18 protein-coding genes, 1 tRNA gene and 1 pseudogene are annotated in these 13,423 nt (G+C 55.9%); 14 read left to right on the top strand and 6 right to left on the bottom strand.

Features of this window, described 5'->3' with window-relative positions:
* Window positions 1-132 precede the first annotated feature (132 nt).
* From thrS to BB029_RS18900, 9 genes are all read left to right on the top strand, one after another.
* Window positions 133-2,055 (top strand): threonine--tRNA ligase, encoded by a 1,923-nt coding sequence (thrS, locus tag BB029_RS18940; protein WP_048719014.1) that lies wholly within the window; start codon window positions 133-135, stop codon window positions 2,053-2,055.
* Complete coding sequence (gene infC / locus BB029_RS18935; protein WP_015884933.1) at window positions 2,055-2,606, top strand: translation initiation factor IF-3; 552 nt, start codon at window positions 2,055-2,057, stop codon at window positions 2,604-2,606. The genes thrS and infC overlap by 1 nt, the downstream gene beginning before the upstream one ends.
* A gap of 60 nt (window positions 2,607-2,666) precedes the next feature.
* On the top strand, window positions 2,667-2,861 hold the full coding sequence (rpmI, locus tag BB029_RS18930; RefSeq protein ID WP_002553160.1) for a 50S ribosomal protein L35: 195 nt from the start codon (window positions 2,667-2,669) through the stop codon (window positions 2,859-2,861).
* A gap of 30 nt (window positions 2,862-2,891) precedes the next feature.
* Window positions 2,892-3,248 carry a 50S ribosomal protein L20 gene (gene rplT, locus BB029_RS18925; protein WP_003174975.1) on the top strand — a complete coding sequence of 119 codons (357 nt, stop codon included), beginning with the start codon at window positions 2,892-2,894 and terminating at the stop codon, window positions 3,246-3,248.
* 109 nt (window positions 3,249-3,357) lie between these two features.
* A complete protein-coding gene (gene pheS, locus BB029_RS18920; RefSeq protein WP_017737822.1) occupies window positions 3,358-4,374 on the top strand; it encodes a phenylalanine--tRNA ligase subunit alpha in 1,017 nt (338 codons plus the stop codon).
* A 26-nt stretch (window positions 4,375-4,400) separates the two neighbouring features.
* The gene (gene pheT / locus BB029_RS18915) at window positions 4,401-6,779 is read left to right on the top strand and encodes a phenylalanine--tRNA ligase subunit beta (RefSeq protein ID WP_065940348.1); all 2,379 of its coding nucleotides are present in this window, start codon (window positions 4,401-4,403) and stop codon (window positions 6,777-6,779) included.
* Window positions 6,780-6,782: 3 nt separating this feature from the next.
* Complete coding sequence (gene ihfA / locus BB029_RS18910) at window positions 6,783-7,085, top strand: integration host factor subunit alpha (protein ID WP_002553164.1); 303 nt, start codon at window positions 6,783-6,785, stop codon at window positions 7,083-7,085.
* Window positions 7,066-7,422 carry a MerR family transcriptional regulator gene (locus tag BB029_RS18905; RefSeq protein ID WP_003174972.1) on the top strand — a complete coding sequence of 119 codons (357 nt, stop codon included), beginning with the start codon at window positions 7,066-7,068 and terminating at the stop codon, window positions 7,420-7,422. Before ihfA ends, BB029_RS18905 begins: the two co-directional genes overlap by 20 nt.
* A gap of 90 nt (window positions 7,423-7,512) precedes the next feature.
* A tRNA-Pro gene (locus BB029_RS18900) sits at window positions 7,513-7,589 on the top strand.
* A gap of 79 nt (window positions 7,590-7,668) precedes the next feature.
* Here the strand turns inward: BB029_RS18900 and BB029_RS18895 are convergent.
* Window positions 7,669-8,847, bottom strand: a complete 1,179-nt coding sequence (locus BB029_RS18895; protein ID WP_065940347.1) for a tyrosine-type recombinase/integrase — start codon at window positions 8,845-8,847, stop codon at window positions 7,669-7,671.
* Between the two features lie 182 nt (window positions 8,848-9,029).
* Between BB029_RS18895 and BB029_RS18890 the strand changes: the two are divergent.
* From BB029_RS18890 to BB029_RS18880, 3 genes and pseudogenes are all read left to right on the top strand, one after another.
* Window positions 9,030-9,248: pseudogene (locus BB029_RS18890) on the top strand (phage tail tube protein); the annotation flags it as partial.
* Window positions 9,249-9,251: 3 nt separating this feature from the next.
* On the top strand, window positions 9,252-9,632 hold the full coding sequence (locus BB029_RS18885; RefSeq protein WP_065940346.1) for a phage tail assembly chaperone: 381 nt from the start codon (window positions 9,252-9,254) through the stop codon (window positions 9,630-9,632).
* A 47-nt stretch (window positions 9,633-9,679) separates the two neighbouring features.
* Window positions 9,680-9,958: a DUF1799 domain-containing protein gene (locus BB029_RS18880; protein ID WP_065940345.1), complete on the top strand. Its 279-nt coding sequence runs from the start codon at window positions 9,680-9,682 to the stop codon at window positions 9,956-9,958.
* A gap of 193 nt (window positions 9,959-10,151) precedes the next feature.
* Here the strand turns inward: BB029_RS18880 and BB029_RS18875 are convergent, their stop codons facing one another.
* Both BB029_RS18875 and BB029_RS18870 read right to left on the bottom strand, forming a co-directional pair.
* The gene (locus BB029_RS18875; RefSeq protein ID WP_065940344.1) at window positions 10,152-10,409 is read right to left on the bottom strand and encodes a hypothetical protein; all 258 of its coding nucleotides are present in this window, start codon (window positions 10,407-10,409) and stop codon (window positions 10,152-10,154) included.
* A gap of 99 nt (window positions 10,410-10,508) precedes the next feature.
* Window positions 10,509-10,844 carry a hypothetical protein gene (locus BB029_RS18870; protein ID WP_065940343.1) on the bottom strand — a complete coding sequence of 112 codons (336 nt, stop codon included), beginning with the start codon at window positions 10,842-10,844 and terminating at the stop codon, window positions 10,509-10,511.
* Window positions 10,845-11,040: 196 nt separating this feature from the next.
* On the opposite strand from BB029_RS18870, the gene BB029_RS18865 reads away from it, so the two are divergent.
* Both BB029_RS18865 and BB029_RS18860 read left to right on the top strand, forming a co-directional pair.
* Window positions 11,041-11,538 carry a hypothetical protein gene (locus tag BB029_RS18865; protein ID WP_141696567.1) on the top strand — a complete coding sequence of 166 codons (498 nt, stop codon included), beginning with the start codon at window positions 11,041-11,043 and terminating at the stop codon, window positions 11,536-11,538.
* A 109-nt stretch (window positions 11,539-11,647) separates the two neighbouring features.
* Window positions 11,648-11,890: a hypothetical protein gene (locus BB029_RS18860; protein ID WP_065940341.1), complete on the top strand. Its 243-nt coding sequence runs from the start codon at window positions 11,648-11,650 to the stop codon at window positions 11,888-11,890.
* 78 nt (window positions 11,891-11,968) lie between these two features.
* Here BB029_RS18860 and BB029_RS18855 read toward each other — a convergent pair whose 3' ends face one another.
* The 3 genes from BB029_RS18855 to BB029_RS18845 form a co-directional block, all read right to left on the bottom strand.
* Window positions 11,969-12,232: a hypothetical protein gene (locus BB029_RS18855; protein WP_065940340.1), complete on the bottom strand. Its 264-nt coding sequence runs from the start codon at window positions 12,230-12,232 to the stop codon at window positions 11,969-11,971.
* A 105-nt stretch (window positions 12,233-12,337) separates the two neighbouring features.
* Window positions 12,338-12,631, bottom strand: a complete 294-nt coding sequence (locus BB029_RS32985) for a hypothetical protein (RefSeq protein WP_141696566.1) — start codon at window positions 12,629-12,631, stop codon at window positions 12,338-12,340.
* 71 nt (window positions 12,632-12,702) lie between these two features.
* Window positions 12,703-13,407 (bottom strand): endonuclease NucS domain-containing protein, encoded by a 705-nt coding sequence (locus tag BB029_RS18845; protein WP_065940338.1) that lies wholly within the window; start codon window positions 13,405-13,407, stop codon window positions 12,703-12,705.
* Window positions 13,408-13,423 lie beyond the last annotated feature (16 nt).

The raw sequence follows: 13,423 nt of genomic DNA, 5'->3' as shown, positions 1-13,423 counted from the left end.
TCGGTTGGCCGAAAGGCTCCTGCCGCTGTAAGGCAGGCGTTCATCATTGAACGGCCTGGTGTTGGATCTTGTACTGGCTCATCCCAACCCACGTGACCTTTGGTAGGGGTCACCACTAGGAGAGGAGGCGCCATGCCAACTATTACTCTTCCCGACGGCAGTCAACGTTCATTCGATCATTCGGTTTCCGTAGCCGAGGTCGCCGCATCCATTGGTGCTGGCCTGGCCAAGGCCACCGTGGCCGGCAAGGTCGATGGCAAGCTGGTTGACGCCAGCGACCTGATCACCTCCGATGCCAGCCTGCAAATCATCACGCCCAAGGATCAAGAGGGGCTGGAGATCATTCGCCACTCCTGCGCGCACTTGATTGGCCATGCGGTCAAGCAGCTGTATCCCACCGCGAAAATGGTGATCGGCCCGGTGATCGACGAAGGCTTTTATTACGACATCGCCTACGAGCGTCCTTTCACCCCGGACGATCTGGCCGCTATCGAACAGCGCATGCACGCCCTGATCGAAAAAGATTACGACGTCATCAAGAAAGTCACTCCGCGCGCCGAAGTGATCGACGTGTTCACTGCGCGTGGCGAAGACTACAAGCTGCGCCTGGTGGAAGACATGCCGGACGAGCAGGCCATGGGCCTGTACTACCACGAAGAATACGTCGACATGTGCCGTGGTCCCCACGTTCCGAACACGCGCTTCCTCAAGTCGTTCAAGCTGACCAAGCTGTCCGGTGCCTACTGGCGCGGCGACGCGAAGAACGAGCAGCTGCAACGCATCTACGGCACTGCCTGGGCTGACAAGAAGCAGCTGGCCGCCTATATCCAGCGCATCGAGGAGGCCGAAAAACGCGACCACCGCAAGATCGGCAAGCGCCTGAACCTGTTCCACCTCCAGGAGGAAGCGCCGGGCATGGTGTTCTGGCACCCGAACGGTTGGACCCTGTATCAGGTGCTCGAGCAGTACATGCGCAAGGTTCAGCGCGACAACGGTTACTTGGAGATCAAGACCCCGCAGGTCGTTGATCGCAGCCTTTGGGAGAAATCCGGACACTGGGCCAACTACGCCGACAACATGTTCACCACCCAGTCGGAAAACCGCGACTACGCCATCAAGCCGATGAACTGCCCGTGCCACGTGCAGGTGTTCAACCAGGGCTTGAAGAGCTACCGCGAGTTGCCGATGCGCCTGGCCGAGTTTGGTGCCTGCCACCGTAACGAGCCATCGGGTGCGTTGCACGGCATCATGCGGGTACGCGGCTTCACCCAGGACGACGCCCACATCTTCTGTACCGAAGAGCAGATGCAGGCCGAATCGGCCGCGTTCATCAAGCTGACCATGGACGTTTATCGTGATTTCGGCTTTACCGAAGTCGAGATGAAGCTTTCCACTCGTCCGGAAAAACGCGTCGGTTCCGACGAACTGTGGGATCGCGCCGAAGCGGCCTTGGCCGCAGCGCTAGACAGTGCGGGCCTTGCGTACGATCTGCAGCCGGGTGAGGGCGCCTTCTACGGCCCGAAGATCGAGTTCTCGTTGAAAGATTGCCTTGGCCGTGTCTGGCAATGTGGTACCTTGCAGCTCGATTTTAACCTGCCGATCCGTTTGGGAGCCGAATACGTCTCCGAAGATAACAGTCGTAAACACCCGGTTATGCTGCACCGGGCGATCCTCGGCTCGTTCGAACGGTTCGTCGGTATCCTGATCGAGCACTACGAGGGTGCGTTCCCTGCGTGGCTGGCTCCGACTCAGGCGGTGATCATGAATATCACTGATAAACAGGCGGATTTTGCTGCTGAAGTTGAAAAAACTCTCAACGAAAGCGGATTTCGTGCCAAGTCCGACTTGAGAAATGAAAAGATCGGCTTTAAAATCCGCGAGCATACTTTGCTCAAGGTTCCCTATCTTTTGGTTATCGGAGATCGGGAAGTCGAGATGCAGACTGTCGCTGTGCGTACTCGTGAAGGTGCTGACCTGGGCTCGATGCCCGTCGCCCAGTTCGCTGAGTTCCTCGCGCAAGCGGTTTCCCGGCGTGGTCGCCCAGATTCGGAGTAATTATTATTAAGCGTGAAATGAGACAAGATAAACGAGCTGCACCGAAAGCCCCGATCAACGAGAATATCTCGGCACGCGAGGTTCGGTTAATTGGCGCTGACGGCGAGCAGATTGGCATCGTCTCGATTGATGAAGCGCTTCGTATTGCAGAAGAGTCCAAGTTGGACCTGGTGGAAATCTCCGCCGATGCAATCCCACCCGTTTGCCGGGTGATGGACTACGGCAAGTCGATCTTCGAAAAGAAGAAGCAGGTTGCCGCGGCGAAGAAGAACCAGAAGCAGATTCAAGTAAAAGAAATCAAGTTTCGTCCAGGGACGGAGGAAGGGGATTACCAGGTAAAACTGCGCAACCTGGTACGTTTCCTGAGTGATGGGGACAGGGCCAAGGTATCCTTGCGATTCCGCGGCCGTGAGATGGCCCACCAGGAGCTGGGGATGGAACTCCTCAAGCGGGTTGAAGCTGACCTGCTCGAGTACGGTTCGGTCGAACAGCATCCTAAGATGGAAGGACGCCAGCTGATCATGGTCATCGCCCCGAAAAAGAAGAAGTAATCAACAGGGCACGGCAGGCCTTCTGATTATGTTTATCAACTGAATGCGGAGTATCCGAACATGCCAAAGATGAAGACTAAAAGTGGTGCTGCTAAGCGGTTTCTGAAAACTGCTAACGGTATCAAGCACAAGCACGCTTTCAAGAGCCACATCCTGACCAAAATGTCGACCAAGCGTAAGCGTCAACTGCGCGGTAGCAGCTTGCTGCATCCGTCTGACGTGGCAAAAGTCGAGCGCATGCTGCGCCTTCGTTAATTTTTGGATCAAGAATAGAGGAAGTAACTCATGGCTCGTGTAAAGCGTGGCGTCATTGCCCGTAAACGTCACAAAAAAATTCTGAAACTCGCTAAAGGCTACTACGGCGCGCGCTCACGCGTATTCCGTGTTGCCAAGCAAGCGGTAATCAAGGCAGGCCAATACGCCTACCGCGACCGTCGTCAGAAAAAACGTCAGTTCCGCGCTCTGTGGATCGCTCGTATCAACGCTGGTGCACGTGTTAACGGTCTGTCCTACAGCCGTTTCATCGCTGGCCTGAAAAAAGCGTCCATCGAAATCGACCGTAAGGTTCTGGCTGAACTGGCCGTGAACGAAAAAGCGGTGTTTGCTGCGATTGTCGAGAAAGCTAAAGCCACCTTGGCTTAAGTACCCCCGACAGTCACCCTGGGCTGCGCCTGTAGCCCAAGGTGGTAAACGTCATAAATAGGGGAAGAGCCTTCAAGCTCTTCCCCTATTTTGTATCTGGAGTCTGTACATGGAAAACCTGGACGCGCTCGTCGCTCAAGCTCTTGAGGCTGTGCAAAGCGCTGAAGATATCAATGCCCTGGAGCAAATCCGGGTTCACTACCTTGGCAAAAAGGGTGAATTGACTCAGGTGATGAAGACCCTGGGAAATTTGCCGGCTGAAGAGCGCCCGCAAGTCGGCGCGCTGATCAACGTTGCCAAGGAGCGTGTCACAGAGGTGCTCAATGCACGCAAGGCGACCATGGAGGAGGCCGATCTCGCGGCCAAACTCGCCGCCGAGTCCATTGACGTTACCTTGCCTGGCCGTGGCCAGGCCTCGGGCGGTCTGCATCCGATCACCCGGACTCTGGAACGTATCGAGCAGTTCTTCACCCACATCGGCTACGGCATTGCCGAAGGCCCTGAGGTCGAAGACGACTATCACAACTTCGAGGCGCTCAACATCCCAGGCCATCACCCGGCCCGGTCGATGCACGACACCTTCTATTTCAACGCAAACATGCTGTTGCGCACCCATACCTCGCCGGTACAGGTCCGCACCATGGAAGCGAACAAGCCGCCGATCCGCATTGTCTGCCCAGGCCGTGTGTACCGTAGCGACTCAGATATCACCCACTCGCCGATGTTCCACCAGGTCGAAGGCCTGTTGGTTGATCGCGACATCAACTTTGCCGACCTCAAGGGCACCATCGAAGAGTTCCTGCGAGTGTTCTTCGAGAAAGAGCTGGCGGTGCGTTTCCGTCCATCGTTCTTCCCGTTCACCGAGCCATCCGCAGAAGTCGACATGGAATGCGTGATGTGCAGCGGTAAAGGCTGTCGCGTCTGCAAGCAGACTGGCTGGCTGGAAGTGATGGGCTGCGGCATGGTTCACCCCAACGTGCTGCGCATGTCCGGGATCGATCCGGAAGAGTTCTCGGGCTTTGCCTTCGGCATGGGCGTTGAGCGTCTGGCCATGCTGCGTTACGGCGTGAACGACTTGCGTCTGTTCTTCGACAACGACTTGCGGTTCCTCGCGCAATTTCGCTAGTCGTAACGAATCTTTAGGAGAGCAGGATGAAATTCAGTGAACAATGGCTGCGCGGCTGGGTAAGCCCGCAGGTAGATCGCGATGCGCTGGTTGCGCGTCTGTCGATGGCCGGTCTTGAGGTCGATAGCGTTACGCCGGCCGCCGGTGTTTTCAGTGGTGTGGTGGTGGGCGAGGTGCTGAGCACCGAGCAACACCCCGATGCTGACAAATTGCGTGTGTGCCAGGTCAGCAATGGCGCACAAACGTTCCAGGTCGTGTGCGGAGCGCCTAACGTGCGCCCGGGCCTGAAGATCCCGTTCGCCATGATCGGTGCCGAACTGCCGGGCGACTTCAAGATCAAGAAAGCCAAGCTGCGTGGCGTCGAGTCCAACGGCATGCTGTGCTCCCAGGCAGAGTTGCAAGTAGGCGAGGGCAACGACGGCCTGATGGAACTGCCGGGCGATGCGCCAGTGGGCCAGGACATTCGTGTCTATCTGGAGCTGGAAGACGCCAGCATTGAGGTCGACCTGACTCCGAACCGTGGCGATTGCCTGTCCCTTGCTGGCCTGGCACGTGAAGTGGGCGCGCTGTACAACGCTCCCGTGACTCGTCCAGTGGTGGCCGCAGTGGCTGCGGCGCACGATGAAGTACGTCCGATCGAAGTACTGGCGCCAAGCGCTTGCCCGCGTTACCTGGGGCGTGTGATCCGCAACGTCGACCTGTCCAAGCCAACCCCGCTGTGGATGGTTGAGCGCCTGCGTCGCGCCGACGTGCGCAGCATCGACGCGGCTGTCGATATTACCAACTACGTGATGCTTGAACTGGGCCAGCCGCTGCACGCTTTCGATCTCGCTGAAATCAATGGCGGCATCCGCGTGCGCATGGCCGAAGAAGGCGAGAAGCTGGTCCTGCTTGATGGCCAGGAAGTCAGCCTGCGCGCCGACACCCTGGTGATCGCTGACCATTCCCGCGCCCTGGCGATTGCCGGTGTGATGGGGGGCGAGCACAGCGGTGTGTCCGCGACCACGCGCGATGTGTTTCTTGAAAGCGCGTTCTTCGACCAGATTGCCATCGCTGGCAAGGCCCGCTCCTACGGCCTGCATACCGATGCTTCGCATCGCTATGAGCGTGGTGTGGACTGGAAGCTCGCCCGTGAAGCCATGGAGCGCGCCACTGGCCTACTGCTGGAGATCACTGGGGGCGAGGCCGGTCCGATCATTGAAACCGTCAACGAACAATACCTGCCGTCCGTTGCGCCAATTACCCTGCGCGCCAAAAGTGTCGAGCAAATGCTTGGCCTGGTCATCGCACCGGCTGAAATCGAGCAATTGTTGTCGGCCCTCGGGTTGAACATTTCTGCGGGTGGGGAAGGGCAGTGGCATGTTGAAGTGCCAAGCCATCGCTTCGATATCAGCCTGGAAGTCGATCTGATCGAAGAGTTGGCTCGCCTGTACGGTTACAACCGCCTGCCGGTTCGTTACCCGCAAGCGCGCCTGGCACCGCAACCCAAGGCAGAAGCGCGTGCGCACTTGCCTGAGCTACGTCGTCTGCTGGTTGCCCGTGGCTATCAGGAAGCGGTGACCTACAGCTTCATCGATCCCAAGCAGTTCGAGCTGTTCAATCCGGGCGTCGAGCCGCTGCTGCTGGCCAACCCGATCTCCAACGACATGGCCGCCATGCGTTCGTCCCTGTGGCCAGGCCTGGTGAAAGCCCTTTCCCATAACCTGAACCGTCAGCAAGACCGCGTGCGCATGTTTGAAAGCGGCCTGCGGTTTGTCGGTCAACTCGACGGCCTGAAGCAAGAGCCGATGCTGGCCGGGGTTGTTTGCGGCAGTCGCTTGCCGGAAGGCTGGGCGCAAGGCCGGGATGCCGTGGACTTCTTCGACGTTAAAGCGGATGTGGAAGCGGTACTGGGCTTTGCCGGTGCACTGGATGACTTCACATTTGTGCCAGGCAACCACCCGGCGTTGCACCCAGGTCAGACTGCGCGTATCGAGCGCGAAGGTCGCCTGGTGGGCTTCGTCGGCGCCATCCACCCAGAGCTGTCGAAAACCCTTGGGCTCGACCGCCCGGTCTTCGTCTTCGAACTGGTCCTGGCTGAAGTGGCTTCGGGCAAAATGCCTAAATTCAGCGAGTTGTCGCGCTTCCCTGAAGTGCGTCGCGACCTGGCCCTGATCGCCGATCGTGAAGTCGCCGCTACTGCTGTTCTGGATGTAATCCGTGAAAATGCAGGGGAATGGCTGACAGACCTCAGGCTATTTGACGTCTATCAGGGTAAAGGCATTGATCCGCATAGAAAAAGCCTTGCAGTTGGCTTGACCTGGCAGCATCCATCGCGCACTCTTAATGACGATGAGGTGAATGCCACGACACAAAATATCCTCACCTCGCTCGAACAAAGGTTGAACGCCACGTTAAGGAAGTGACGTATGGGGGCTTTGACGAAAGCTGAGATGGCGGAACGTCTGTACGAAGAGTTGGGTCTGAACAAGCGCGAGGCCAAGGAATTGGTCGAGCTGTTTTTTGAAGAGATCAGACACGCTCTGGAAGACAACGAACAGGTCAAATTGTCCGGTTTCGGCAATTTTGACCTGCGGGACAAACGCCAGCGGCCTGGCCGCAATCCAAAAACGGGAGAAGAAATCCCGATCACGGCTCGCCGTGTGGTCACCTTTCGTCCAGGGCAGAAGTTGAAGGCCCGAGTTGAGGCTTATGCTGGAACCAAGTCATAACGACGAGCTACCCGTCATCCCAGGCAAACGCTACTTCACCATTGGTGAAGTCAGCGAGCTCTGTGCGGTAAAACCGCACGTGCTGCGCTATTGGGAGCAGGAGTTTCCTCAACTCAACCCCGTGAAACGCACTGGGAACCGTCGGTATTATCAGCGCCAGGATGTGCTGATGATCCGACAGATCCGTGCATTGCTGTATGACCAGGGTTTCACCATCAGCGGCGCGCGCCAGCGTATGTCCGGTGATGAAGCCAAAGACGACACCACCCAGTACAAGCAACTGATCCGCCAGATGATCTCCGAACTGGAAGATGTGCTGGTGGTTTTGAAGAAATGATTCAGGCTTTTAAAATACTTCCACATTTCAAAAGCTTGCGGTATATTCCTGATCGCTTCGTTGCGAAGCGAACCCAGTAACACGCCTAGTCGGGGCGTAGCGCAGTCCGGTAGCGCACTAGCATGGGGTGCTAGGGGTCGAGTGTTCGAATCACTCCGTCCCGACCATATAATTCAATGAGTTAGGCCAATGTTCACAGCATTGGCCTTTTTCATGTGCGTGACTTTTGCGTGACTTCTCTATTTTTCACGCCTGCTTCCTCTTCAAAATTGTCAGGACCGGTCCGCGAGAATCGGTTGCTGATACCATGTTCGCAGCTTCGATCAGATGCCCGAGCTCGGCGCCCGAGTAGTGACTGGTGATGCTGCCGTTCTTGTGCCCAAGCAGGGCCTTGCGATCTTCCTCGGTTACGCCTGCTGCACGCAGCCGGCGGCCAAATGTGTGTTTGAGGTCATGGATCCTGATGGATGCATAACCAGGGTGAGCTGGGCGAAGGTTTTCCTCCTGCCAGAGTTTCGCCGCTCTCACTCGCGCCTTCTTCCACGCCGAGTCATTCATTCGATGCATCGCGGTGCCGTTGTATGGGAAAACCCATTCCTTGCTAATGCCGCGCTGCCTTTCGATGATCGACCTGGCCACGTTGTTCAGCACCACCAGCCGCTCGTCACCGTTCTTCACGCCGGATCGCTCATGCCGACCACCAAAGTCGGCCGGTATCAGAAATACGCTGGTGCCGAGTTCTGGCACCGCGATCTCCCAATCCCACCTCAGCTTGCACACCTCCTGCTCTCTCGTGCCGGTGTTCACCTTGAACAGCGCCATCGTCTGTAGGTGCGCCGGCAACTCAGCAAAGAGAATCGACTGCTCCGGCCACGACATGGGGTACGGCTTGCGGCTCGACTTCTTCTCTTCCAGCTTCGTGAGCATCGGCACGCTATCCAGCCACGGCCTGCGCTCATCGTCTCGCCACTTCCTGGCACACAACGATAAAACCCGAACCACACGCTCGATCGAGATATTCACCGTTCTGTTGCTGACACCCTTCTTCACCTTTCCGCCTTCAAGCTTCTTCGTCGCTAACCGATCCTTGATGAATGGCATCAGGGCCTGGTCATCAATGTGCGTCAGTGGCATGTCGCCTATGAAGGGGTCCAGCTGGGAAAGGTGGTGTGCCGACAACTTGATTGACGGCTGGTCCTTGAACTCCAGTAGGAAGCGAGTCGCCGCCTCCCGCCAGGTTCTGACCTTCTTCACGCCGTACACCTTTTGCTGCCGGATCTGCTCCAACCTGAAGATCAGGTAGCGCTCCGCTTCTTCCCGGTCACCAGTTCCAGTGCTTTCGTAAAGTCGTTCTCCGTTGATTTTCTTGTCGATATGCCAGATGCCTTTCCTCTCGGAGAGCCCTGTGATCGATTTTCGCGCCATGATTTATCTCCTTTCTGGCGCTCGCTGCGGGGCGATTGTTGCTCCGTTGAGCCTTTTTTATCAATCGCCTTGGCCTCGACGTATGCCGTGGCCCAGTCGTCCAGCTCTTGCCGATCGAACCCGACGCCGTGGCCCCCAATGGGGAATTCGCTAACGTAGGGACGGACGGTTTCGTCGAAAACGACGATCCGTCCAAGCCATATGTGGCCGTCTGTGAGGCGGCGGACGATGATAAGCAGGCTCGCTTGCTTCGCCTGAACCTACCGGGCGGTAGCAGCATTATCTACAATGGCTACGTGTCGATCACTTCGACCCCGACCATGTCCCGTAACAACCTGATGACCCGTGTTATCAGCCTGGCTCTGACCGGCCGCCAAACCCGTTACGCGGCTGCGGTGTAACCCATGGCTAAGTTCAAGTTGATTCAGAAACCGACCTTCAAAGCGCCGGTGATGATCCAGCGCGCCGGCGCCAACGCCGAGAAGGTGGAATTCGAGTTCAAGTACCTGGACCGTACCGCGCTCGCCGAGTTGTACACCGGCTGGAACGAGCGTCACGACGAACTGGGCAAGCAGGTCGGCGACATGCACCTCAAAGCTTTCACCGCCGCCCAGATCGCACTGCAAGCCGATCAAATGCTGGATGTGGTTTTGGGCTGGGACATCGAAGAAGAGTTCACGCTTGAAAACGTACGCATCCTCGTTAACTCGATCAACTCCGCGCCCAAGGCAGTGCTGAACGCGTACGCCGAAGCCTTCAGCGAAGCCCGCCTGGGAAACTCCTAAGCGGCTCCCGCGCGCTGTATGAACCAGGGCCCTCAGATGCAGATCTGATGGCCTTCGGCTTGTCTCGCCAGGACATTCCCGACAAGGAAGTAGACATCTGGCCCGACAACTGGGACGCCTTCAGAGTCTTCGAGGCCATGAGCACCCAGTGGCGCACAGGCGCGTGCGGCGCTACGGGCATGGACTACAGCGTCCTCTCCGGGGTGATTCGGATGTGTGGCGTACCGATCAGCCAGCGACAAGCAATTTTCTGCGACTTCCGCAGCATGGAGGCTGAAGCCCTGCAATTGATGGCGGAACAGCGGGAAAGCGCGAGGGGCGCCTGATCCTCAGGCACAAAGATGCACAGTCAACTACATGATGCGGCCGGGCCGCGGAGATATTTATGATCAGATGCATTGCGAGTAAGGCAAGCTATATAAATGGCAAGCCACTCTGGGTGTTGTGTAAGGATGGTCACCTATTTCTTTCTGCTGACGCAGTGAATCAGGCGACCATCAGTAAGGCTTGCGTCAGGCTCTAGTTCCCATCTGTCTTCTTCGCAAACTCAGCTTCGCTCAACACAACAGGAGGCTTGGCGTTTGGGAATGTTGTTTTGAAGATTTCTTCGATCAACTCCACGCCGTGGCCGTTAGCGCGAGAACCTTCGAGCGCCACTGCAAGATGTCCTTGCGTTAGCTCCGGTGCCACTTGGGCTAACACTCGTGACAGTGCCATAACAGCATTAGTTAGTTGCAGAATCGCTTGATCAGGTTGGATTACGTATCCGTTACTCATTTGACCTCCAGGTCATAAACGCGCCGATATTGGCGCTTTCCCAGTCCTTGGGCTTGCAGGCGAAGGACTGGGGAATCCATTCGAGTTTTTCAGCGAGTTTTAATTGTGGCTCAAATCCCACTCATCACTGATCTCGGCAAGAGAATTAGGCGATTGATGGATGCGACGGGCGATATCCTCGAGCTCGTCATATTCGATCGGGGGGAGTTCGACCGCCACAGATCCACCAACACTTTCGCTGCGAACGACACTCACTGATTTGGAAATCGGGCGCGGAATCAATTTTTCGGTTATCCGCTGCTTCTCTAATTGGGTGCCAACCAACACCGCTTCGATGGCCTCCCTAGCTATCTGGCGGTTGGCTTCGGTATCTGGACCGTCACGCAAATTGTCAACTGCCTTACGAATGGCAGATGCCAAAGCTTGATTATTCATCGTCACATTAACTCCTTGTCGTGGATTTCCTTGAAAGGCATAACGCTACTACGGGGGAACCTAGTTCGGTTACTGGCATTCCATCCACACTGGATGCCTGGACAGGTGGGCACATGGGAGAGGGAAAAATGGCGATTCCTCTCACTCCCGCTACGATCTAGTTGTGGCAATAAGCCATACAGGGGAGGGAGAGGGTATGGAACGGGTAATGGTTTTATCGGTGATAGCAGTTTTGGCAGGGTGCTCAGGGAAAATTGTTACCTATGAGCAAGCTGACTGTAAGAGTGGTTGCGAGGGTGTTCCTTTTTTCCGACTAGTTCAGGTAAAGGAGCAATACATTCAGGACAAAATCCTGAATAAAGAAGGTGAAATGCTGCGTTACGCCGGCGGCGACAAAAGCACTGGCTGCTTTGCGGTCCAAATCACTGAAACGAAGCTAATACCGGCGGCAAAAGAAAGCTATATCCGTTACGAGGCCGGATGGCTCGAAACCTCTAAATTCTCGGTAGACCTTAAGGATAACGGTAGCTTGGCAAAGGTGGGCGCCGATTCGACGCCCGGGCTGAAGATGGCAGTGGATGCAGTGTCCACGCTCGCAACAGCGTATGGGACGGTGAAGTCTGCCGATAAGTCTAAACCAACAATTCAACTGCCTTACTGCAACGCTGGCAGAGTTCCTGTGATCGAAGGCTAATGAAAAGTTGTCGAGCCCAGCCAAGCCCCGCGCTGGGCTTTGTGCATCTGGCGAGTGGTATTCTCGCTGACTACCGTGCAGGTAGTACACTTACTGAAAAGGATGCCCTATGAAAGTCAAAGATCTGATCGAAGAACTGCAGAAGCTCGACCCGAATATGCAGGTGTTGGCTGCTTGCGAGGATGAGGGAGTGGTAGTGCCGGGTTACTTTGTGCGCCCCTTTGAAGTCACCGAGATCTCTGCGGTAAGCGTCGAAATAGATTCCGATGACAAGGGCCGTCGCACCATGTGTGCGGTCCCCGCCGAGGATGGTCAGAAATTTGCGGTAATCGAGATCACATCCTTTTTCTGATCATCACCCTAGCCAAGCCAGCCCGCCGATGTGGGCTTTGTTGTTGCTGGCGAGCATTAAAAAGCCCGGTGGACCGGGTTAGTCTTCGACTGCTTCAAGCTGCTGCCGATCGAACATCTCACTCAGTATCTTGGCGTGCTTGCGCTGCGTGACGGAGTAGAACATTTTTCGCCCCAGCAGAATGCTCTTCATGCTATAGGCTGAAATGAGCTGCCTCGTCGGGACAGAGATCTCTACGGTCGTGTCATCACGGGTGTCGGTCACTTCTAGCTGGTAGGACTCAATCAAATCGCCACGCTTGGTGTGGCCCAGGCATTTGAAGAGGAGGATGGGTTCGGACACTGCGACCTCCGAGATGAGCGGGCATTGATAGGCAAATGCTCTATGAGGCCTTGCTAGAGATGGGTTAATTGCATCCAGGTCAAATCATGCTAGGCGGCATGAGGCTTAATATCCAATCTGTACTGCGGTATTGATAATCGAGCGCAGGTGATCATCAAGGAACTGCCCATTGTGGAAATTCAAATAATCATGCAGAACATCGCTAAGTCCTTTGGCTCGGTTATACAGCTCATTACTAAGGGCTTCATTGAAAGGAATAATCTCGTACGCTGCTTTCAAGGCGGCTTCCGGCCAGCCATCAAGCGCCTCAATGACATGCTCTCTGATCAAATTTGCATCATTTCGAGTATTGGAAGCGTTCTGAAGAGCTCCGTCTAGTCCTGCGATGCGATAGGGCATTCCAATTCCTTATGGTAGGTGATGATCATAAGCTCAGCGGGCGCGCTATTTAGGAAGCGCATCCCATATCTCTACTCGTCGATCGCTACAGATTTAAATGCGAACTGCACCCTGTATTGGACGAGCATAAGGTCCGGTATGGCTTCGGTAGCGTACCGGACTGCCTCGGGAAACTCACTTGCGATCAACATTCCGCGAGGTCTCTTACCGTCTTGTCGGGCGTACCAGCCGAGGTAGCGAGCAATCTGGCCGACGGCAGAATCCTTCGCTTGGCCAACCTTCAGTTCAATAACAACACGACGACCTGATGCGTCCTCCGCAAGGATGTCGACTCGGCCTACCTCGATATTGACCTGCCGATCAATGAAACGAAGCCCTCTTTCGATGGAGTCTAGGTTGCGTACCAGATGGGTTTCGACGTCGCGCTCCAAGGTGATGGAGGTTTCGACAAGCTCCTCGATATTGGCGTCGTCCTCAACCGCGTATTCCTCTGCATGAGCTTCGAGCGATGGCCCCCAAGTGTTGACTCCGTGCTCTTTGGGGTCGTATCGGTAGAAACGTCCGTCATCAGATCGGTAGAGAAAGCGATCCGCCCATTTGTGGTGAATGTACGCTTTTGGATTGTTTACAGCGCACGCATATAGGTGTGCGGTCAGAGTTCCTGGTGTCCACTTTCCTGGAAAGCTGCTTTCGATGTGGTCCTTGATTTGTGTCCTTGTTACGCCGCCCGTTGCTTGTTCAACGAAGCTGCGAAGGGCTCCTGCCATAGTCGTCATGCTGAGTTCCTGATTT

Source organism: Pseudomonas sp. S3E12 (genome assembly GCF_001702295.1).
Lineage (GTDB): Bacteria > Pseudomonadota > Gammaproteobacteria > Pseudomonadales > Pseudomonadaceae > Aquipseudomonas > Aquipseudomonas marginalis.
The sequence above is the reverse complement of the archived record's forward strand: the minus strand, read 5'-3'. Positions and strand labels throughout refer to the sequence as shown.